The organism is Paraburkholderia sp. GAS82, from assembly GCF_050436285.1.
Classification (GTDB): Bacteria; Pseudomonadota; Gammaproteobacteria; order Burkholderiales; family Burkholderiaceae; genus Paraburkholderia; species Paraburkholderia phenazinium_B.
In genome coordinates, this window is the sequence record NZ_JBNDLX010000001.1 from 681,935 (window position 1) to 703,440 (window position 21,506).

The following is a 21,506-nucleotide window of genomic DNA, read 5'->3' on the forward strand; positions in this document are numbered from 1 at the left end:
TTCTCTCACATTGCAACCTCCCACTGACCAATAAGGCCCCCATGACAACTGGCTCGCCACGGATTCAAGCGCCTCGGGCACGCAGGCGCGCCATGGTGGAAAGAATCTCGCGGGTCTGTTCGCACGGTGTACGGGGAGGTTTCGCGGCGGCGCTGCTTTTGCTGGCGGGGGCTACCGCGGCGTTGTTGGGGGCGCAGCCGGCGTACGCATCGTACGGGATTGCACAGTACGGCGATCCGAAATATCAACCCGGTTTCAAGCACTTCGACTACGTCAATCCGGACGCGCCGAAGGGTGGCACACTGGTGCTGGGCAATCCGGACCGGCAAACCAGTTTCGACAAGTTCAACGCGTTCACGTTGCGCGGCAATGCGGCCCCGGGGACGGGCTTTCTGTTCGAGAGTCTGCTCGCCGGCAGTTCGGATGAAGTGGCATCGGCATATGGCCTGCTGGCCGATGACGTGCAGATTGCCCCTGATCGCCGCTCGGCCACGTTCCACATCAATCCACGCGCGCGCTTTTCGAACGGCGATCCGGTGACCGCCGCGGACGTCAAATACTCGCTCGATACGCTGAAAAGCCCGCAGGCTTCACCGGCATATGCCGCGTACTTCGCTGAGATCACGCGCGCAGTGGTGGTGGACCGCCTCACGATCCGCTTCGATTTCGATGAGCCGCACCGCGAGTTGCCGTTGTTAGCGGGCGCCATTCCGGTGTTTTCTCCCAAGTGGGGAGCGAAGCCGGACGGCAGCCATATTCCGTTCGATCAACTGACGTTTGAAAAGCCGATCGGTAGCGGTCCTTATCTGATCGAGCAATACGACAACGGCCGCACCATCACTTACCGGCGCGATCCGAATTACTGGGGCGCCGATTTGCCGGTTCGGGTGGGTACCTACAACTTCGACCGCATCGTGTACAAGCTGTATTCGGATGACACGGCGCGCCGCGAAGCATTCAAGGCCGGAGAATACGACGCGTTTGTCGAGTATGTTGCGCGTAGCTGGGTGAGACGCGACGTTGGCAAGAAATTCGATAGCGGCGAGCTGATCAAGCGCGAATTCCCGCAGCACAACGGCACCGGCATGCAAGGTTTCATTATCAACACCCGGCGGCCGCTCTTCCAGGATGTGCGCGTGCGCAAGGCGCTCGACCTCGCGCTCGATTTCCAATGGCTCAATCGCCAGCTTTTCTACAATCTTTATACACGTATCGACAGCTACTTCGTCAACACCGACCTGCAGGCAACGGGGCTGCCGTCAGCAGGCGAACTCGCTCTGCTCAACCCGTGGCGAGCCCAGCTCGATCCGGCGGTGTTCGGGCCACCGCCGAAACAGCCGGACACGGATCCGCCCAGTTCGTTGCGCGCCAACCTGCTCGAGGCACGAGCGCTGCTCGAGCAGGCCGGCTGGACCTATCGCGATGGGGCATTGCGCAATGCCAAGGGACAGCCGTTCCAGTTCGAGATCCTCGACGATTCGGCGTCGGCCACCTCGATGGAGCCGATCGTCGCTACATTGACACGCAATCTGCAGAAGCTCGGCATCACCGCGAAATTTCGCACCAGCGATTTCGCGGTCTACCAGAAGCGTCTTGATTCGTTCGACTTCGACGTAACGACTATCCGGATGCAGGACGTTCAGGTGCCGGGTACGGAGGAGGTCGACCGGTACGGCAGCAAGTCAGCCGATACCCCCGGCTCCAGTAATCTGATAGGCGTCAAATCGCCGGCAGTCGATGCCATCCTGCGCTCGCTGGTGCAGGCGCAGACGCGCGATCAACTCGTCGATGCTACCCACGCGCTCGACCGCGTGCTGCTGCATGGCTACTATGTGATTCCACAGTGGTACAGCGCGGTTCACCGGGTCGCGTTCAGACGTGAACTCGCCTGGCCGCAGACCTTGCCGCTGTACTATGCTCCGGATGACTGGATCACCTCGACGTGGTGGTTCAAACCGCAGAAGTGAAGCGGTCCGCCAGGTTCTTATGCGTCATTTCAACGTCTCACGTTAGCGCACCGGAAACGCCACCATGTGGAGCTACATCCTCAAACGCCTGCTGTTGATGATCCCGACCTTGCTCGGCGTGTTGACGCTCACGTTCGCTGTGATCCAGTTTGTGCCCGGCGGCCCGGTTGAACAGATGGTGCACGAATTGCGCAGGGGCAACGAGAACGGCGCACCGTTCGGGCTACGCGCGCATAACGGCGTCGACGCGCAGGAGGTTGCGCAGCTCAAGGCGCTCTACGGCTTCGACAAACCGCCACTCGAACGCTACGGGCTGATGCTCAAACGCTTCGCGACCTTCGATCTCGGGCAGAGCTATTTCCGTCATCAAAGCGTGTGGTCGCTGGTGGTCTCGAAGCTGCCGGTGTCCATCAGCATCGGCGTGTGGACTTTCTTGCTCACGTATCTGATCTCGGTGCCGCTCGGTATCGCCAAGGCAATCCGCAACGGCTCGCACTTCGATTTCGTCACCAGCCTGATCGTGCTGATCGGTTACGCGATTCCTGGTTTCGTGCTCGGCGTGCTGCTGCTCGTACTGTTCGGCGGCGGCTCTTTCCTGCAGCTATTTCCGCTGCGCGGTCTCACCTCCGACAACTGGGCTCAACTAAGCGTCGGCGCAAAGATACTGGATTACCTGTGGCACATCACGCTGCCGATCATTGCCTCGGTAGTAGGCAGCTTCGCGGTAATCACGATGCTGACCAAGAACGCCTTCCTCGACGAGATCCGCAAGCAGTACGTACTGACTGCACGAGCCAAGGGTCTCTCCGAGCGGCGCGTGCTATGGAAGCATGTGTTTCGCAATGCCTCGCTGCCGTTGATCGTCGGTTTTCCGGGCGCGTTTATCGGCGCGTTCTTCACCGGCAGTCTCCTGATCGAGACGCTGTTCTCGCTCGACGGCCTCGGCCTGCTGTCGTACCAATCGGTCGTGCAGCGCGACTATCCGGTGGTGCTCGGCACGCTGTATCTGTTCACGCTGATCGGGCTAGCCACCAAGCTGATCTCCGACCTCTGCTACGTCTGGGTCGATCCTCGCATTCAATTCGAACAACTGGAGCGCTGACTTGAGTCGAGCCCGTACCCGAGCCGAGCTGGCGCCGCGCAACGAGCCCGTGCGCGCGTTTATCTCGCCGTCGCCCGCGCGCCGCGTCTGGCAGCGCTTTCGCAAGCAGCGCCTCGGCTACTGGAGTCTGATCGTATTCATCGTCGCCTTTGCGGTGAGTCTCGCGGCGCCGCTATGGTCGAACGACAAGCCGCTCGTGGTCCGTTACGACGGGCATCTGTATTTCCCGTTGTTCAACACCTATTCGGAAATCACCTTCGGCGGCGATTTTCCGACCCCTGCCGATTACCTCGATCCCTACGTGCGCGACCGTTTCAGCAAGCCGGGCAATTTCGCGGTCTATCCGCCGAATCCGTATTACTACGACACGCTCAACTATTTCTCGAAGGCGCCCAATCCCGCGCCGCCTTCGCATGACAACTGGTTCGGCACCGATGACCGCGGCCGCGATCTGCTGGCGCGCCTCGTCTACGGGTTTCGCGTGTCGGTCGAATTCGCGCTGGTGCTCACGTTGATCGGCACGGTCCTCGGTATTTTCGCGGGCGCGGTGCAGGGTTTTTTCGGCGGCAAGACCGACATCATCGGGCAGCGGCTCATAGAAATCTGGAGTGCGTTGCCCGAGCTGTATCTGCTGATCATCTTCGCCTCGATTTTCGAACCAGGCTTCATCCTGCTGATCGTGCTGCTTTCGCTATTCGGCTGGATCGGGTTGTCCGATTATGTGCGCGCGGAATTCCTGCGCAATCGCACCCAGGACTATGTGCGGGCGGCGCGGGCCATGGGTTTGTCGAACTGGCAGATCATGTGGCGTCACGTTCTGCCCAATAGCCTGACACCGGTCATCACGTTTCTGCCGTTCCGCATGAGCGGTGCGATCCTCGCGCTTACCAGCCTCGATTTTCTCGGTCTCGGCGTACCGCCGCCGACTCCGAGCCTCGGCGAACTGCTCGCCCAGGGCAAGGACAATCTCGACGCATGGTGGATTTCGTTGTCGACCTTCGGCGTGCTGGTTGCGATGTTGCTGCTGCTGACCTTCATGGGCGATGCGCTGCGCAATGCACTCGACACCCGCATCTCCGATGCCATGCGCGCTGGAGGTAACCAGTGAGCGAACAGACGATGCAAGGCATGCCAGGGCCGTTGCTGGAGCTCGATCATCTGCACGTGACATTCGGCGACACCGTCGCAGTGAACGACGTCACGCTCGCAATCGAACGTGGCGAGCGCGTAGCGCTGGTCGGTGAATCGGGATCGGGCAAGAGCGTCACGGCGCTGTCGATCCTGCGCTTGCTGAACGATGCCGAGGTGAGCGGAGCGATCCGCTTTAACGGCGAGGATCTGCTCGCAAAGAGCGAACGCGAGATGCGTGGTCTGCGCGGCTCGGCTATCGCGATGATCTTCCAGGAGCCGATGTCGGCGCTCAACCCGCTCTATACCGTGGGCGAGCAGATCGCAGAGACGATCGTGATCCACGATGGCGTACCGGCGAAGGAGGCGCGCAAGCGTGCTGTTGCTCTGCTCGCGCGTACCGGTGTCGCGGAGCCCGGCAAGCGGGTCAACAGTTATCCGCATCAGCTCTCCGGCGGACAGCGCCAGCGCGCGATGATTGCGATGGCGCTCGCGTGCCGTCCGCGTCTGTTGCTCGCCGACGAGCCGACCACCGCGCTCGACGTGACGATCCGCGCGCAGATCGTCGAGCTGCTGCTCGAACTGCAACGCGACGAAGCGGAAAAACGCGGCATGGCAGTGCTGCTGATCACGCACGATCTGAACCTCGTGCGTCATTTCGCGCAGCGCGTGGCGGTGATGGAGCGTGGAGTGCTGGTCGAGAGCGGGACTGTCGAGCAGGTCTTCAATTCGCCGCAGCATCCGTACACGCAACGTCTGCTGCAAAGCCGGCCTGAGCGCACCGTGGTGCCGGTATTGCCGATCTCACCGGTGCTGCTCGAGGCGCGTGACGTCTCGGTCGAATTCAAAACGAAGCTGCCGGGCCTCGGCGGCTGGTTCCGCTCGGGACGTTTCCGCGCGGTTGCCGATGCGACGGTGTCGGTGCGGCAGGGTGAGACGCTCGGCATCGTCGGTGAATCGGGCTCGGGCAAGTCGACGCTGGCGATGGCATTGCTCGGCTTGCAGCGCACCGCGCATGGCGAGATCGAGTTTCAGGGCAGGGCGCTCGCGAGTTACCGCGGACACGAGCAGACGGTCCTGCGCTCCAATATGCAGGTGGTCTTTCAGGACCCGTTCAGTTCGCTGTCGCCGCGCCAGACGATCGAACGGATCGTCGGCGAGGGGCTTGCGTTGCATCGTCCGCAGATGGACGCAGCGGCGCGGCGCGAGAAGGTGATTGCGGTGCTGCGCGAAGTCGGGCTCGACCGCACGGTGCTGTACCGTTACCCGCACGAGTTCTCCGGCGGACAGCGGCAACGCATCGCGATCGCCCGGGCGCTGGTGCTCGAACCGCGCATCCTGATCCTGGATGAACCCACCAGTGCACTCGACGTCTCCATCCAGCAGCAGGTGCTCAAGCTTCTGGCCGGGTTGCAACGCAAGTACAACCTCGGCTTCGTGTTCATCAGCCACGATCTGGCGGTAATCGGCGCGATGGCGCACCGGGTCGCGGTCATGCAGAACGGTATGATCGTGGAATCGGGGGAGGTTGAGCAGATTTTTGCGACGCCCGCCCATCCTTACACTCGAAAGCTTCTGCAAGCGGCGCTCGTGGACTGAAATTCACCAATTGGGTGCGTGTCTCGATTGTATTTTTCTATTTGTTTTGACACACGAATACTTACTGGCTAGTATCGACCAAACTTTTTTCCGTATGCTACTGATTCTCCACTGATTTTTAGGCAATAACTACCGACCAATGCAGCACCGAAACTTAACCCAGGCTTGTACGCGCGTCGTCGCCGGGATGTTCATTGGCGTACTGATGGCAGCAGCTCCCGGCGCTTTCGCCGACGAAGTAAGCAGTTTCAATCAGAATGCCTCATTTTCGACCCAGGATGGGTCGACTCCGCTGTCCGCTCCCACTTCGCAAAATTCCAGCGCAAGCACCGACACCGGCAGCAGCGCGCGGTCGTTTTTGTCCGGCATGGCAGGCAAAGCGGGTGATGTGGTGGTCGGCGCGCTCAATATGATTGGCGTGCGTTACCGTTGGGGTGGCGATACGCCGGACTCCGGCCTCGATTGCAGCGGTTTTGTGCGTTACGTGTTTCAGGATACGCTGGGCATGGCCCTGCCGCGCCGCGCTGAGGAAATGAGCCGGGTTGGTGAAAAGGTCAGCATGAGCAACCTGAAGCCGGGCGATCTGGTGTTTTTCAATACGATGCGGCGCACGTTCTCGCACGTTGGCATCTACATCGGCGACAACAAGTTTGTGCATTCGCCGTCTACCGGCAGCACTATCCGCGTCGACGATCTGGATGATGGCTACTGGGAAAAGCGCTTCACTGGTGCACGCCGGGTCGAAACGTCCTATCAGGGCTCGCAGGATCTGAAGCAGCGTGTCAATGCTGCGATCGGCGGCGGGAATAACTGACGCCTCGCACCAAAAAAGATCCACTGTTAAAAAAGCCTGCTTCTTGCGAAGCAGGCTTTTTTATTTTGTTCGCCGGAAAGGGCGAAAAGGGTGCAAAACGTACAAACGGCACCTTCGGCGGACGCCCGGGTGGAACCCGGTTATACCGCGACGCGGCTCGCCGCAAGCTTACGTTGCAACTCCGGCATGATCTTCGCGGCGGCTTCCTCGCCGGCCAGAATGGCCGCGTTGCGCTGCGAGAAGTCGCTCCCACTCATGGCCGCGAGATTCGGGCGGATCACGACATCCGCGTACTTGTCGAGCTCGTAGGCCTTGATGGTCTGTCCCATGATCGTGAAGGTCTGCAGCAGCACGTCGAACGAGCTGGTCGTGAGGCCCGCTTCAGGGCGCTGCGAGATGTCCACGGCAATCACGAAGTCCGCGCCCATCTTGCGGGCGAACGACGCGGGCACCGGGCTCACCAGACCGCCGTCGACGTACTCATGGCCGCCAATCGTCACCGGCTCGAAGATCGACGGCACGCTGCACGAGGCGCGCACGGCGATGCCCGTGTTGCCGCGCTGGAACAGGATCGGCTGGCCGCTGTTCAGATCGGTGGCGACCACGCCGAGCGGCTTGGCCATCTTTTCGATCGGACGGTTGTTCAGCGTCGTATTCAGGTAATTCTGCAACGCCACGCCCTGCAGGAAGCCGCGCGTGCGAAACGGCATGGCCCAGTCGCTGATCGAGGCTTCATCCATGGTCAGCGCGAGCTTGTTGAGCGCAAAGCCGTTCATGCCGGAGGCATAGAGCGCGCCCACCACCGAGCCGGCACTGGTGCCCGCCACCAGATCCACCTGAATGTTGCGCGCCTCGAGCGCCTTGATCACGCCGATATGCGCGAACCCGCGCGCCGCGCCGCCACCCAGGGCCAGGCCGATGCGAATGGGCCGCTGCGGTCGGGCGAGCGGCGGGACGACAGATGGCGTGGCCGGCGGATTGGTCGACGCGGTATTGAGCGGCGGCTGCGAGGCGGTCTCCGGCCGGCTGCCAGCCGTTGTACAGGCGGTCAGGACAGCGGACGCCGCGGCAATCGAGAAGCTGCGGCGGGTAAGGCGTGGGGTGGACTGTGTCAACGATTTCTCCAGCAACGGCGCCGGTCCCACAGAGGGTTCCAGAGCGGCCGCGTTTCAAGCGAACAGGATCGCCCGTGGCGTTCTTTTTACGGCGCCGCAATCGAGGTGAATCACGGCGCGCGCACATCATAAATCAAAGCCTGATGACGGCGCGTTACGCGTGAAAAAACGTTACAGATGCGTCGACAGGACTCGCGCAAACCTCTGTCACGACGCCGCGCTTCGCGCGCGCGAGGGCTGGGAACAGGCCGTCGGAAGGTATAATTCGGCTCTTGCATTTTTCATCCGCCTCCGTGCGCGGCGACTGTTGCCGCATGGACGCGTTCCGCTGCCGCGCCTGCTGGTGTTTCACTGCCGCGCGCCGGCGCCTGCCTTCCGAGTAACCGCTTATGACCACCTCCGTTCGCACCCGCTTCGCACCGAGCCCCACTGGCTACATCCATCTCGGCAACATCCGTTCTGCGCTGTATCCGTGGGCGTTCGCGCGCAAAACGAAGGGCGCTTTCGTGTTGCGGGTCGAGGACACCGATGTGGAGCGTTCCACGGAAGCGTCCGTCGATGCCATCCTCGAAGGCATGGAGTGGCTCGGGCTCGATTACGACGAAGGCCCGTTCTACCAGATGCAGCGCATGGACCGCTATCGCGAAGTGGTCAAGCAGATGGTCGAGCAGGGGCTGGCTTACCCGTGCTACATGTCGACCGAAGAACTCGACGCATTGCGCGAGCGTCAGCGTGCGGCCGGCGAAAAGCCGCGCTACGACGGCACCTGGCGCCCGGAACCCGGCAAGGTGCTGCCGACGCCGCCGGCAGGCGTACAGCCCGTGATGCGCTTTCGCAATCCGCTCACGGGCGTCGTGGCGTGGGACGACGCGGTGAAAGGCCCTATCGAGATCTCGAACGAAGAGCTCGACGATCTCGTGATCGCACGTCCGGACGGCACGCCGACCTACAACTTCTGCGTGGTGGTGGACGACCTCGACATGCGTATCACTCACGTGATTCGTGGCGACGATCACGTCAACAACACGCCGCGCCAGATCAACATCCTGCGCGCGCTGGGGGGCGAGCCGCCGGTCTACGCGCACTTGCCGACCGTGCTGAACGAGCAGGGCGAAAAGATGAGCAAGCGTCATGGCGCGATGAGCGTGATGGGCTATCGCGATGCCGGTTTTCTGCCGGAAGCCGTGCTGAATTACCTCGCGCGACTGGGCTGGTCGCACGGCGATGCGGAGATTTTTTCGCGCGAACAGTTCGTCGAATGGTTCGACCTCGAGCACCTCGGCAAGTCGCCGGCTCAGTACGATCACGACAAGCTCAAGTGGCTCAACGCGCACTACATCAAGGAAGCAGACAACGCACGTCTGGCTGAACTGACGCGACCGTTCTTCGCGGAGCTGGGCATCGAGGAAGCAACGATTGCTCAAGGCGCAGATCTCGTCGCCGTCGTGGGCCTGCTGAAGGATCGCGCTACGACGGTCAAGGAGATCGCGGAGAACGCCGCGATGTTCTATCGCACGCCTGCGCCCGAAGCGGAAGCGCTCACACAGCATGTGACCGATGCGGTGCGGCCGGCCATCGCCGAACTCGCGGTTGCGTTGAAGAGCGCGGAGTGGACCAAGGAGAGCATCTCGGCCACATTCAAGGCCACGCTCGGCGCCCACAAGCTGAAGATGCCGCAGCTTGCCATGCCGGTGCGTCTGCTCGTAGCAGGTACGACGCACACACCATCGATCGATGCGGTGTTGATGTTGTTTGGCCGCGATGTGGTGGTGAGCCGCCTCGAAAAAGCGTCGGCCTGAGCGGCGTGAGAGGGATTGCATGCGACTCCTGAAAAAAGTCGCATGGAATCACTCAGAGGGTATTTACAAAGCGAGGTTTGCTCTCTAAAATCTCGTTTCTGTTCTGCAAGGGGGTATAGCTCAGCTGGGAGAGCGCTTGCATGGCATGCAAGAGGTCAGCGGTTCGATCCCGCTTACCTCCACCATCAGAGCAGATTGAAGTCTTTTCCGGTGTCCGGATGCGGTAGCAAAAAAGACTTCACAAGCAGTAACAATGTAGTTAGAATATTGGTCTTCGCTGCTTACTGGCTGAATTTAACGTCAATTAGCAGCAAGATAAAGACAGATCTGAAAAGATTATGTCCCCTTCGTCTAGAGGCCTAGGACATCACCCTTTCACGGTGAGTACAGGGGTTCGAATCCCCTAGGGGACGCCAAACATCAGCGTCGCTTTAATGTTCGAATGAAGCAGGTTCGACGGCAAAAAAAGCGGTGCAGCTTGCAGAGAAATAACCGACGCTCGCAAGCCTGGGTGTAAAGACTGGAGTGGTAGTTCAGTCGGTTAGAATACCGGCCTGTCACGCCGGGGGTCGCGGGTTCGAGTCCCGTCCACTCCGCCAGACAAAGCCCGTTCATGTGAACTTGAACGGGCTTTTTCATTAAAGGTGTAAGCGTACGTTGTCCCCTTCGTCTAGAGGCCTAGGACATCACCCTTTCACGGTGAGTACAGGGGTTCGAATCCCCTAGGGGACGCCAAAGACGGCGTACAAAATCTGGAGCGGTAGTTCAGTTGGTTAGAATACCGGCCTGTCACGCCGGGGGTCGCGGGTTCGAGTCCCGTCCGCTCCGCCAGATTGCTCAAAACGTTCCGTTCGGAACTGTTCAAACAGATAGCGCAGGGCCTTGTGAATAGGGGTTCTGCGCTCATCGTCCGAAGTAACTTTCCAGTTCGTCGTGTGGTTTGTCCGGCTGAGTCTCAACGTTGTTGATGGGCTTGATGGCCGGCACAATTCGCTTGTACGAATTACCAGGTAATCCTAACAGTAAGCAAACTACACTTCGCTTTCCTTCAGCACATCGGTCGCCGCTTCACAGGCGCCACGCAACTGTTCGCGCATCAGGTCCTGAACGATCGGATCGCCCGAGACGATCGCGTTCTTGATCTTTACTGCCAGCTCGCACGACACGCGCATGCGGCCACCACGCGACATCGCGATGCGCCGCAAACGCCGCACGGGGCCAATCAGGCTCGCGTGGGTCGCCTGCAGCGTACGGTTGTCGGCGAGCGTCATGACGATCGCGTAGAAGCGGTCGAGACCATCGACATAGCTTGCGGGATCGTTTGCCGCGAGACTTGCCTGCATGGCGTCCGTTACATCCTCGAGTTGCGCGCGGCCGAGCGCCGTGATCCGCTCAGCGGCAAGCTGCACCGCCAGGCATTCGAGCGCCATACGCACCCGGTAAATCTCTGCCACGTCACGCAGCGACACCGACCGAACAAACGCACCAACCCGCGCCACCACCGTAACCAGCCCTTCACGCTCGAGCTGCGCAAACGCTTCGCGCATAGGCGTGCGGCTCACGTTCAGCTGCTTCGCGACCTGCACCTCGGAAAGCCTGCTGCCAGGCGCGAGCACGCCTTCAACGATCGCCTCGCGCAACGCCGGCACGACGACGCCGTCGCTCAATGAATCGCTTGGCGCATCCACGGTGCGCATGCGCGAGTGATATTTACGGCCGATCGCATCGAGCGCTTGCTCCGGTGTCGCTACCGCTGATTCCCGCAATTTACTTTTCGTCGACGAAGTCATTGACATCCCGGTATAGGCTGAATACGCTGTATACAGATTATACAGCAAGCTAGTCGCGAGGAGACTATTTTGGATAACGCATCTCTGCCGCAGCCGGTCCTGATCGATCGGACGGGGCCGGTTCTTACCTTTACGCTGAACAATCCGGAAGCGGGCAATGAAGTCACGGCGCCGATGTTCGACGCGATGATTGCCGTCTTGCGGGCAGAAGCCGTCATGCCGGCCGCCCGGGTGTTGCGCATTCGCGCGCGTGGCGAGGTCTTTTGCACCGGCCGCGAGCGGGCCGGACGCGATGCGGTGTCAATCCATCAGGAAGTCTCGCGACTGATCGAGTTGAAGCGTCTGCTGCGGGCGTCGTCGCTGATCACCATTGCCGAAGTGCAGGGCAATGCCTTCGGTTTTGGCCTGGGCCTCGCCATCCTGTGCGATTTCACGCTGGTATCGAGCAGCGCGAGTCTCGCGTTTCCTGAGATGAGGAAAGGTCTGCCGCCCGCCGCGATCATGGCCTATCTCGGCAGCTACTCGTTACCCAAGCACGTGTTCCCGATGGTCCTGTTCGGCGATGAAATCACACCCGAAGCTGCGCTTACCGCAGGCCTCGTCACCCGCGTGGTCCCCGGAGAATTGCTGCAGGCCGAAGCCGAAGCGCTCGCCGAGCGTGTCCTCGCACTCGACGACACGGGCGCCCGCCAGTGCAAGGCGTTCTTCCAGTCCGCACAGGAAAGTACGATCGAACACAACTTCCGCTGCGCCACCGAAACGTTGACGGTCGCAGCGCTGCGTCTGCAGGGCAAGTAGGCCGTTGCGCCAACCCATTCGACAGGCCAGGCAGGTCTGCAGGAGACGGAAATGAGTGTGAACGCAGGGGCGCGGCTCGACCGCTTGCCGATGTCGGGTTTTCATCGCCGCATCATGTGGCTGATCGGCATCGGCATGTTTTTCGACGGCTTCGATATCTATGTGGCGTCGACGGTGCTGGGCGCCACGCTGAAAAGCGGCTTTTCGACGCTCGGACAGAACGCGCTGTTCGTGTCGCTGACCTTCCTTGGCATGATGCTCGGCTCATTGGCAACGGGCTTTCTAGGCGATCGGTACGGCCGGCGCTTCACCTACCAGACCAACCTGATGGTGTTCGGCGTGGCATCGCTTGGCGCCGCGCTCGCGCCGAACATGATCGTGCTGATCGCCTGCCGCTTCGTGATGGGGCTCGGTCTCGGCGCGGAAAACGTGGTCGGCTATTCGACGCTCACGGAGTTCGCTCCGCCCGCATCGCGGGGCAAGCTGCAGGGCTTGATGGCCGTCTTCGTGGTATCCGGACTGCCAGTCGCAGGGTTGATCGGACTCCTGCTGATTCCCGTGCTCGGCTGGCGCGGCATGTTCGTGCTCGGCGGGATCGGTGCGATCGGCGTATGGTATGCGCGCAAGTCGTTACCGGAGTCGCCGCGTTGGCTCGAGTCCGCTGGACATGATAAGGAAGCCGAAGCGATTCTGTCGGCAATCGAAGCCGAGGTGAAAGCCGAGCACTGCAACGCGCCACTGCCTGTGCCGGTGCAGAGGCCGCTCATCGCACCGTCGCGCGAACTCGGCTCGCTGTTCAGCGGCGTCATGCTCCCGCGGATGATCGTCGGCTGCGTGACGCTGATCGTCATCAACACGCTGCTGTACGGCTTCGTGACGTGGCTGCCGACCTTCTTCGTGCATCAGGGCTTCAGCATCGCAAAGTCGTTCGGGTTCGCGCTCGTGATGTCGCTGGGTGCGCCGCTCGGTTCGGGTTTCGGCGCGTTGACCGCCGACCGGCTGGGCCGCAAGAAAACCATTATCGGCGCGTCGCTATTCGCCATCGTGTTCGGCTCGATCTATCCGTTCGTGAGCAATGAAGTGCTACTGCCTATCGTCGGATTGCTGCTCGTGATTCCCATCTATGTGCTGGTCGCGCTACTGTTTGCCATCTACGTTCCGGAGCTCTTTCCGACCGAAGTCCGGCTGCGCGCGTCCGGTATTTGCAACACCCTTGGCCGCGGGGCGACGATCATCACGCCATTCATCGTGGTCGCCCTGTTCGCGCACTACGGTGTGATCGGCGTATTGGCCTTGATGATCGGCTTGCTGGCGATTCAGATCGTGGTGGTGGGAGCGCTTGGCGTCGAGTCGACGGGCCAGCGCCTCGAAGATATTCAGCCGAGCGGCGCGACTGCGCGCCACGAGGTCGGTGCGGATGCGCGGGTGTCCCCGCTTAAGTAAATACGGAGAATCTGGAATGGATGCAGTGAACAAGCAATACCTGAACGCACAGCTGTTCATCGACGGCAAGTTCGTCGATGCGGCTTCGGGCAAGACCATGGATATCATCAACCCGGCCAACGGCGCGGTGATCGGGCAGCTCGCAGCGGCATCGGCAGAAGACGTGGATCGCGCGGTGCAAGGCGCACACACGGCCTTCGAAAGTGGCGTATGGCGCGATCTTTCGGTCCAGCAACGTGCCCGCGTGCTGAACCGCTTTGCAGATCTGTTCGAAGCGGATCTGGGGAATTTCTACAAGCTCGAAACGCTCAACAACGGGCGTCCGCTCGTCGAAACGCGTGCGCAGATTTCGCGCTTGCCGCAGTTCTACCGCTATTTCGCGGCACTTGCGTTGACGCGTCGCAGCGACGTGATCCCTATCGAAGGCCCGTATCTCTGCTATACCCAGCGCGTGCCGCTCGGCGTGTGTGCGTTGATGACGTCGTTCAACCATCCGTTGATGATTCTGTCGAAGAGTCTCGCCCCAGCGCTTGCGACCGGCAATAGCGTGGTCATCAAGGCCTCGGAACAGACCCCGCTCACGACCGTGCGGCTCGTCGAACTGTTGCAGCAGGCCGGCGTTCCGGACGGCGTGGTGAATGTGGTGAACGGCGAGGGCAAGGAAGCGGGCGCGGCGCTGGCGCGTCATCCGCTGATTGCCAAGGTGGTGTTCACCGGCGGTACGGAAGTGGGGCGTTCTATCGGTGAAGCGGCTGCGCAGACTTTCGCTTTGACGACGCTCGAGCTGGGCGGCAAGGGGGCGGTCATGCTGTTCGACGACATGGACCTCGATCGCGCGGTGAATGGCGCCGCGTTCGCGGCGTTTATCGGTGCGGGACAGACCTGCGTATGCGGCGCGCGCATTCTGGTTCAGGAAACGATCTATGCAGCGTTCCTCGAGAAATTCAAGGCGAAGGTCGCATCGATCCGCGTCGGCGATCCGGCCGACATCAACACACAACTCGGTCCGGTGATCTCGGCGCGTTCGCGCACGCGCATCCTTGCGATGCTGGAGCGAGGAATCGCGGAAGGCGCGAAAGTGCTGAGCGGCGGCGGTATTCCGGCGCACCTGCGCGACGAGGGCTTCTATCTCGAGCCCACCGCGTTCTATGACGTCGACCCGAAGTCTGAACTCGGTCAAGGCGAAGTGTTCGGGCCGGTCACGGTGATCATGCCGTTCAAGGACGAGGCGGACGCACTGCGCATCGCCAACGACACGCAGTTCGGACTCGCTGCTTCGGTTTGGACACAGGATGTGGCACGTGCTCACCGTGTGGCGAGCAAGCTCATCTTCGGCATGGTCTGGATCAACGATCACCATCGTCTGGACCCAGCTTCGCCGTGGGGCGGCTTCAAGAACAGTGGGGTAGGGCGCGAGACCGGCATCGAATCGTTCGACCAGTTCAGCGAACCGCGGGCCGTGACGGTCAACACAAGCGGTACGACAGTCGACTGGTATGCGGACGATGGCCAGCTGAAGCGGCTCAATTGATGAATATGCAAAGTAGTGCTTAGGTTTCAGGCTAGATAATCGACAATTGATCCCTTGATCAAATGCCGCGCGGCGCCCTCGAGCACCGCGCGGCATTTTGCATGTATACCAGGTCGCCTGGCGGCGGCCCCAGCTTGCTTACGATCCTTCCGCCTCTCTTTCACCGCGATCGATCGTGCACAAAAGTGGGCACACATACTTAAGAAATGATTAAGCACATCCATTGTGTGCACATAATTGGCGCGACGTTTTTTACCCATCTGCGAGACCAGGAGAACAGATTACCGTTTCGTCGATATGCGCCAGTGTCTTGACGTTTACTGCCTGGCGTACGCGGTTGCATTGACCGGGTTAGCAACCGAGTATGGTCGGGTGTGGGTAAATGGAGTGTGAAATATGTCGGAAGCGCAAACAGTGCTCAAGGACGATGTAGCGGAACCCGTTTCCGTCGATCTGGCCGAACCGGCCCCCATCGATCGTGAAACATTCCATTACTGGCTGTCCGGAGAGCAAAACGCATTTGAGGGAATCGATTTTGCGCTCAGGATCACCAGCTTTCTCGACTGTCACGACGCACTGATGGTGGGCTGCGGTCAGCAACTCGGTTATGTAGACGACTCGCCGCAACGGCGCCCTGATCTGCACGCCTTCGGCCGCGAACTATATGGTTCACCGGAATTCGGCGGCCGCCGCTATGTCCGCTCCATCCGCTTGCTCGAAGCGGGCTCGCTCGACACCTTGACCGTTATGGATACGTGTGACCATCTCAGCGAACTGGAGTGCGGTTGTCTGTTCGCCGAGGCAAATCGGGTGCTGAAACCGAACGGATATTTCATCGTGCGCGTGCCCGTCGGTTACGGGCGCGCAACCGTCTCGCGCAAACGCATGGCAGAAGCGCGCCGGGCCGACGAGCCGGGCGTAAGAGAGTCCGGCCGGGTCGCGAAGCTCTCGCGCCAGACAGGCGGAGTGCGTTTCAGATTCAAGGCGTTTCGCCGTTCGCTTGCCGAAAGCTTCGATATAGAACAAGCGGTGAATCAACCCTGGCCGGGTTTGCCCCGCTGGTTCAATTCCCGCCGCATCATGCTGTGCCGGAAGCGCGAAGCGCAATAAGGCGCGCGGGCACGCTAACTGCTGGTCTACGGCCATCCCACGGCTATCGCTATCAGTGGATGAATTTCATGCGCCGAGGGACTACAGTAGCAATGTTGCGCGCTCGTCAGAACACAATCTGTCGCGATGTCGACGACGGGTTCGGAGTTTATCGCCATGGCCAAGCATACCGGACCACCAGAATCGGGGGCGGATAGCCCTGCGGAGCGTCCCGTGGATAGTCGCGCGGACGGTCCCCCTGGAGATTCTGGGCAAGACTTCAGTCAACGCTTCGATCCTGACCTCGATCCCATGTACGCCATGCCGCCTGCGCGGTTTGGGCGCCTCGCGCTCTGGGCTGCGTCGGCGAGTGCGCTGACGGTGGGCGTTGCGGCCACGGTCGCGTATGGCGTCTGGTTCGATCAGGATCAGCGCGCCTATACGCGAGCGATGGCTACGGCGCAACAGGCGCTCTCGACGCGTGTCGCGGCCACGGTCCCAGCCACGCTCACAGCCGCACCTCCGGAACAGATGCTATCGGCCGCCGCTGCTTTCGTGCCGGACCCGCCGCTTTCGGCGACCCCGACGACCGCCATGACCACCACAACAGCCGCACCAGTGCAGACGCCAACAACGTGGTCAGGTCGGGTAGGCGCAGCTGCACCGTCCGCGGACTCTCAGACCACGCTAGCCGACGCGGATGAAACAGCGCCACCCCCTTCGGCTTTACCCGCCCAGCCCGATTCAAGCGACACGCCTTCCTCCGATGCCCTCGCGCCGCATGCAAGCAGCGCACGGCCCACGATGACGAGCGGTAGTGTGAAGCAGATCCGGCATCGTCCGCTGGTGCGCGCCAAGCCGAATACCGGCTTGCTAGCACGCATGGAATCGTATTTTCATCGTGGAAACTATCGGCAGCATGGCAACGGAAGCCAGCAGGACCAGGACCTCTACGCCCACTCGTGAGCCGCGCCTTGCAGCGCCTGCCGCAAGCAAGCCGGCCTTTACGGTTCGCTTCGGCTGGGGGCCGGCTGCGCTGGCGGGGATTGCCTTGCTGTGCCTGCTGGCCGGGCTCCTCCTGCTTGCGGTGCAGATCAAGGCCATCTTCTCCGATCAGTTGAAGCAGGAATATACGGGGCTGGTTCTCGACGCTCTCGGACGCGCCGAAAGCGCGCGCGATCTCGCCACTGCTCGCCAGCCGCTAACCGGAGATAGTGGAGACAGCAACGCGGAGCCGCAGGACTATCGAAATGCGCGTATCGGTCTTGCAGCCCGTCTCGCGTCCGTCGCTGCGATCGTGAACGTGGATCCGGCGGGCGCGCCGCACATCTCTCAGAGGGCACTCTCGCCCGACGCCAACTTCGACGATACGGATGCCTTGTTGCGCTCGCAGTCGGCCTACTGGCGCACGCGGCGCGATCTCGTCAGCGCGGATCTGCACACGCGGATCTCGCATGTCGCGAGAACACTGATGGTGTTGTCGGCGCTGATCTTCAGCGCGCTGGTCACGGCGCTCGGCATGTACGCGAAGCGCACGCGGCAACTGGCACGCGAGTCGCACCGTTTCGAGTTCGCCGCATTGCACGATCCGCTGACCGGGCTGCCAAACCGGCGTCATCTGTTTGACACGCTTGCGCGAACCCCGCCGGTAGCGAGGAGTGATCCACTCGGGCACACGCTTGCCGTTCTATATATCGATCTGGACGGCTTCAAACAGGTCAACGATTCGCGCGGTCACCGCACCGGCGATGAATTCCTGATCGCCGTAGCACGGCGCTTTCGCAAGTCGGTTCGTCCGGTCGATGTGGTGGCGAGAATCGGCGGTGACGAGTTCGCCGTGCTGGTGCGCGGCTTTTCCATGGACGCTGAACTCGGCTCGATTGCGGAGCGCCTGATCGCCTGTGTCATCGATACGGGCGAGCAGATGCGGATCGGCTTTGTCAGCGCCAGCATCGGCATCGCAAGCTTTCCGCAACCTGTCGAAGACTACCGTCATCTGCTCGCCGCTGCGGACGAGACGATGTATCAGGTCAAACGCAACGGCAAGAACGGCTACGCTTTCGCGCTGCCCGTCGAGCGTTCCGAGGCACTTTGATCCACGCGGCATCGGCTGCGCGAATCTGTCCGAAGGTATCGAGAGGGTGACGCTGCCGATCGGCGAGAGGCCCGTGGTGCGGCCACCGTGCGGAATCACAAATTTCGCGTGAAATTGACAGACACCGGCGCTTTCACCGCCTAGACTGATTACGGTCATTCCGCTTGCGATGCGGGTACGTTCCATGTCGACCTTGTGACAAGCCCCACTCTGACAGTGCAACCTCAGCGCAACCCGGATGGACTGCAGCCAGACTGTCGTTGCTGATCCCATCGCTTCCCAGGAGATTTGCCATGCCCCAGGTATCGACGACCGAGGCGGACGCCGCGTCCCTCGACACTTCGCGTTCCGGTTATGAACTGCTCGCCGACCCGCTGTTGAACAAGGGCACCGCGTTCAGCGAGGCGGAGCGGGACAGCTTCGATCTGCACGGACTCTTGCCGCCCACTATCGGCACCCTCGAAGAGCAGGTGTCGCGACGTCTGCAGGTGTTGCGTGCATTTGGGACGGACCTTGAGCGCTACGCGTTCCTGCGCGATCTGCAGGATACCAACGAAACGCTGTTTTTCGCGTTGCTGGTGCAGAACCTCGAAGAGATGTTGCCCGTCGTTTACACGCCGACGGTCGGCGCCGGTTGCCAGCAATTCAGCCGTCTGTTCCGCAAGCCTCGTGGCCTGTTTTTGAGCATGCCGCACAAGAACCGCATCGAGGAGATCCTTGCCCACCCGCGCTTCGACAAGGTCGAGGCCATCGTCGTAACGGATGGCGAGCGCATTCTCGGTCTCGGCGATCAGGGCGCGGGCGGCATGGGCATCCCGATCGGCAAACTGGCGCTCTATACCGGCTGCGGCGGTCTTCATCCTGCGACGACGCTGCCCATCATGCTCGACGTCGGCACGGACAATCCCGACTGCCTGAATGATCCGCTGTACATCGGCTGGCGTCACGAGCGCGTCCGCGGTGAGGAGTACGATGATTTTATCGAGGCCTTCGTGAGCGCCGTCGCAAAGCGCTGGCCGCATGTGCTGCTGCAATGGGAAGACTTCGCTAAGAACAACGCAACGCGCATGCTCGAACGCTACCGCGATCGTCTGTGTACGTTCAATGACGACGTGCAGGGCACTGCGGCAGTGGCGACCGGCACACTGCTCGCGGCGGTCAATGTCACCGGCGTGCCGTTGACGGAACAACGCATTGCCGTGATGGGCGCGGGCTCGGCCGGTTGCGGCATTGCGAGTCTGATCCGCAAGGCGATGACCGATGCCGGCCTGTCGGATAGCGAGGCCGGCAAACGCTTTTTCATGGTCGATCGCGATGGCCTGCTGGTTGAAGGCATGGACGGCATCGCGTCGTTCCAGCAACCGTTTCTGCAGGACAAGGCGGCGATTGCCGACTGGAAGCTCGATCATCCGGACCGCGTCGCCTTGCTCGACGTGGTGCGCAATGCGAAGCCGACGGTGCTGATCGGCGTGTCGGGGCAGGCTGGGGCGTTCTCCGAACCGGTGGTCCGGGCGATGGCCGAAATCAACAAGCGTCCCGTGATCTTTCCGCTCTCGAATCCCACCTCGCGCGCGGAAGCGACGCCGGAAGATCTGCAGACCTGGACCGATGGCCGGGCCGTCATCGGCACGGGCAGTCCGTTCCCGCCGATCGAGCGCAATGGCGCCAAGTTCAAGGTCGATCAGACCAACAACTCCTATATCTTCCCGGGCGTCGGTCTGGGCGCTATCGCGGTCAAGGCTTCACGTGTGAGCGACCAGATGTTCATGGCGGCGGCGAAAGCGCTTGCTGCGGCTTCGCCGGCCCGTAACGATCCCAACAAAAACCTGCTGCCGCCGGTGACCTCTTTGCGCGAAGTGTCGATCACGGTTGCGCTTGCAGTGGCGCTACAGGCGCACAAGGAAGGGCTGACCCAGGGCGTCGAAACGGATCAGATAGACGGTCTGATCCGTAACAAGGTATGGACACCTCACTACGTGCCTTATAACCGTATCGACGGCAGTACGCCGTAAGCCGGCTGCGTGGGTGTCCACAAGGCGGCTCTGAAGCTTCCGCGAGGTAGACACCTGGCCGCTCGGTGCAGCAAGGTGTGCCGAAGAGCGTGCCCCTACACGGGGCCGCCCGGTGGATGTCTGCGTGTGTGCTTTGGCGTAACCGCGAGGCACGCGGCGCGAGTCGCACAACGGACCATAACCCTGATCGAATAACCAGGCCGTACAACAGGCCACACAACAACAGGAGCCACGCTGTGGTCGACACGATTCTCAATGGCTTGCTGCCGGTTGCATTTGTCATCATGCTAGGCTGGCTCTCGGCCCGGATCCGTCTGCTGAAGCATGACGATGCCGGCGTGCTGGCGACACTCGTGATCCGCTTCGCGCTACCGTTCGCGCTGTTTGAAGGCGCCGTGAAGACATCGCCCGAAAAGCTGCACAACGTGGGTTTTGCGCTGTGTCTGACGCTAGGTTTGATGGGCACCTACCTGATCGCTCTTGCGGTGGGGCGCTTCGTGTTCAAACACGACCTGCGTACGGCAACGATGCAGGCGCTGGTGTGCGCCTTCCCCGATATGGCGTATTTCGGGGCGCCGATTCTGGCCGCGGTGTTCGGGCCCGAAGGATTTCTGGCGGTGCTGGTCGGCAATCTCATCACCAGCATCTTCATGCTGCCGCTGACCATCGTCCTTACGAACCTCGGTGGCACTGGCGAGAATGAGGGGCAGCGGCCGGATATCCTGCGCATTTTTGGCCAGAGCATTGCGCGTGCGGTGATCAATCCGATCGTCTGGCTGCCGATCTCCGGCATGGTGCTCAGCTTCGCCCATGTCACGTTGCCCGGTCCCGTGCTCACGTCGATCGATCTGATCGCCAAGGCCGCGGGAGGCACCTCGCTCTTTGCGCTCGGACTGATGCTGTATGGCGAGCGTTTCAAGATTAACGCCAACGTCCTCGCCAATCTCGGCATCAAGAACTTCCTGCAGCCGTTGATCATGGCGCTCGGCGCGGTGCTGTTCGGCGTGGTCGGGGCGCCCGCGCACCAGGCCGTGATCACCGGCGCCGTGCCGACTGCTACCGCGGCCGCCATGTTCGCGCTCAAGAGCAATACGTATACGGCCGACGCCACTTCGACGATCCTGATCAGTACGATCCTGGGTGTCCTTATCGAAGGACTGCTGATCGCCTACTTCTTCTGAGCGACACCGCCGCGCCGGCACACCGATGCGGCCAGCAGCAAAC

16 protein-coding genes and 5 tRNA genes are annotated in these 21,506 nt (G+C 61.4%); 19 read left to right on the top strand and 2 right to left on the bottom strand.

Annotated features, from left to right (window positions below; all coding sequences use genetic code 11):
- Positions 1 to 41 precede the first annotated feature (41 nt).
- From P3T17_RS03010 to P3T17_RS03030, 5 genes are all read left to right on the top strand, one after another.
- Positions 42 to 1,967, top strand: a complete 1,926-nt coding sequence (locus P3T17_RS03010) for an extracellular solute-binding protein (RefSeq protein ID WP_429404626.1) — start codon at positions 42 to 44, stop codon at positions 1,965 to 1,967.
- Between the two features lie 64 nt (positions 1,968 to 2,031).
- On the top strand, positions 2,032 to 3,069 hold the full coding sequence (locus P3T17_RS03015) for a microcin C ABC transporter permease YejB (RefSeq protein ID WP_074264225.1): 1,038 nt from the start codon (positions 2,032 to 2,034) through the stop codon (positions 3,067 to 3,069).
- Position 3,070: 1 nt separating this feature from the next.
- On the top strand, positions 3,071 to 4,177 hold the full coding sequence (locus tag P3T17_RS03020) for an ABC transporter permease (RefSeq protein ID WP_429404628.1): 1,107 nt from the start codon (positions 3,071 to 3,073) through the stop codon (positions 4,175 to 4,177).
- A gap of 11 nt (positions 4,178 to 4,188) precedes the next feature.
- The gene (locus P3T17_RS03025; RefSeq protein ID WP_074266021.1) at positions 4,189 to 5,796 is read left to right on the top strand and encodes an ABC transporter ATP-binding protein; all 1,608 of its coding nucleotides are present in this window, start codon (positions 4,189 to 4,191) and stop codon (positions 5,794 to 5,796) included.
- A gap of 139 nt (positions 5,797 to 5,935) precedes the next feature.
- Positions 5,936 to 6,610 (top strand): C40 family peptidase, encoded by a 675-nt coding sequence (locus P3T17_RS03030; protein ID WP_074264227.1) that lies wholly within the window; start codon positions 5,936 to 5,938, stop codon positions 6,608 to 6,610.
- A 140-nt stretch (positions 6,611 to 6,750) separates the two neighbouring features.
- Here P3T17_RS03030 and P3T17_RS03035 read toward each other — a convergent pair whose 3' ends face one another.
- Entirely contained in the window at positions 6,751 to 7,725 is a 975-nt protein-coding gene (locus P3T17_RS03035) for a patatin-like phospholipase family protein (protein WP_429404630.1), read from the bottom strand.
- 389 nt (positions 7,726 to 8,114) lie between these two features.
- Here P3T17_RS03035 and gltX point away from each other — a divergent pair, with 389 nt between their 5' ends.
- The 6 genes from gltX (at position 8,115) to P3T17_RS03065 (ending at position 10,355) form a co-directional block, all read left to right on the top strand.
- Entirely contained in the window at positions 8,115 to 9,524 is a 1,410-nt protein-coding gene (gene gltX / locus P3T17_RS03040) for a glutamate--tRNA ligase (protein WP_429404632.1), read from the top strand.
- A 109-nt stretch (positions 9,525 to 9,633) separates the two neighbouring features.
- Positions 9,634 to 9,709 (top strand) — tRNA-Ala (locus tag P3T17_RS03045).
- 155 nt (positions 9,710 to 9,864) lie between these two features.
- Positions 9,865 to 9,940: transfer RNA gene (locus P3T17_RS03050), tRNA-Glu, on the top strand.
- Positions 9,941 to 10,046: 106 nt separating this feature from the next.
- Positions 10,047 to 10,123: transfer RNA gene (locus P3T17_RS03055), tRNA-Asp, on the top strand.
- Positions 10,124 to 10,183: 60 nt separating this feature from the next.
- Positions 10,184 to 10,259: transfer RNA gene (locus P3T17_RS03060), tRNA-Glu, on the top strand.
- A gap of 19 nt (positions 10,260 to 10,278) precedes the next feature.
- Positions 10,279 to 10,355, top strand: a tRNA-Asp gene (locus tag P3T17_RS03065).
- 200 nt (positions 10,356 to 10,555) lie between these two features.
- Here P3T17_RS03065 and P3T17_RS03070 read toward each other — a convergent pair.
- Complete coding sequence (locus tag P3T17_RS03070) at positions 10,556 to 11,314, bottom strand: GntR family transcriptional regulator (RefSeq protein ID WP_083611391.1); 759 nt, start codon at positions 11,312 to 11,314, stop codon at positions 10,556 to 10,558.
- Positions 11,315 to 11,383: 69 nt separating this feature from the next.
- Between P3T17_RS03070 and P3T17_RS03075 the strand changes: the two genes are divergently transcribed.
- From P3T17_RS03075 to P3T17_RS03110, 8 genes are all read left to right on the top strand, one after another.
- The gene (locus P3T17_RS03075; RefSeq protein WP_429404634.1) at positions 11,384 to 12,112 is read left to right on the top strand and encodes an enoyl-CoA hydratase/isomerase family protein; all 729 of its coding nucleotides are present in this window, start codon (positions 11,384 to 11,386) and stop codon (positions 12,110 to 12,112) included.
- Between the two features lie 51 nt (positions 12,113 to 12,163).
- The gene (locus tag P3T17_RS03080) at positions 12,164 to 13,555 is read left to right on the top strand and encodes an MFS transporter (RefSeq protein ID WP_429404636.1); all 1,392 of its coding nucleotides are present in this window, start codon (positions 12,164 to 12,166) and stop codon (positions 13,553 to 13,555) included.
- 16 nt (positions 13,556 to 13,571) lie between these two features.
- Entirely contained in the window at positions 13,572 to 15,086 is a 1,515-nt protein-coding gene (locus P3T17_RS03085) for an aldehyde dehydrogenase (protein ID WP_429404637.1), read from the top strand.
- Positions 15,087 to 15,482: 396 nt separating this feature from the next.
- Positions 15,483 to 16,196, top strand: a complete 714-nt coding sequence (locus tag P3T17_RS03090; protein WP_429404639.1) for a hypothetical protein — start codon at positions 15,483 to 15,485, stop codon at positions 16,194 to 16,196.
- 156 nt (positions 16,197 to 16,352) lie between these two features.
- On the top strand, positions 16,353 to 17,141 hold the full coding sequence (locus P3T17_RS03095) for a hypothetical protein (protein ID WP_429404641.1): 789 nt from the start codon (positions 16,353 to 16,355) through the stop codon (positions 17,139 to 17,141).
- A complete protein-coding gene (locus tag P3T17_RS03100; protein WP_429404643.1) occupies positions 17,095 to 18,270 on the top strand; it encodes a diguanylate cyclase domain-containing protein in 1,176 nt (391 codons plus the stop codon). The genes P3T17_RS03095 and P3T17_RS03100 overlap by 47 nt, the downstream gene beginning before the upstream one ends.
- 293 nt (positions 18,271 to 18,563) lie before the next feature.
- Positions 18,564 to 20,282, top strand: coding sequence for an NAD-dependent malic enzyme (locus tag P3T17_RS03105; RefSeq protein ID WP_429404645.1), 1,719 nt, complete (start codon positions 18,564 to 18,566; stop codon positions 20,280 to 20,282).
- Between the two features lie 236 nt (positions 20,283 to 20,518).
- A complete protein-coding gene (locus tag P3T17_RS03110) occupies positions 20,519 to 21,463 on the top strand; it encodes an AEC family transporter (protein WP_074264237.1) in 945 nt (314 codons plus the stop codon).
- Positions 21,464 to 21,506: the final 43 nt, after the last annotated feature.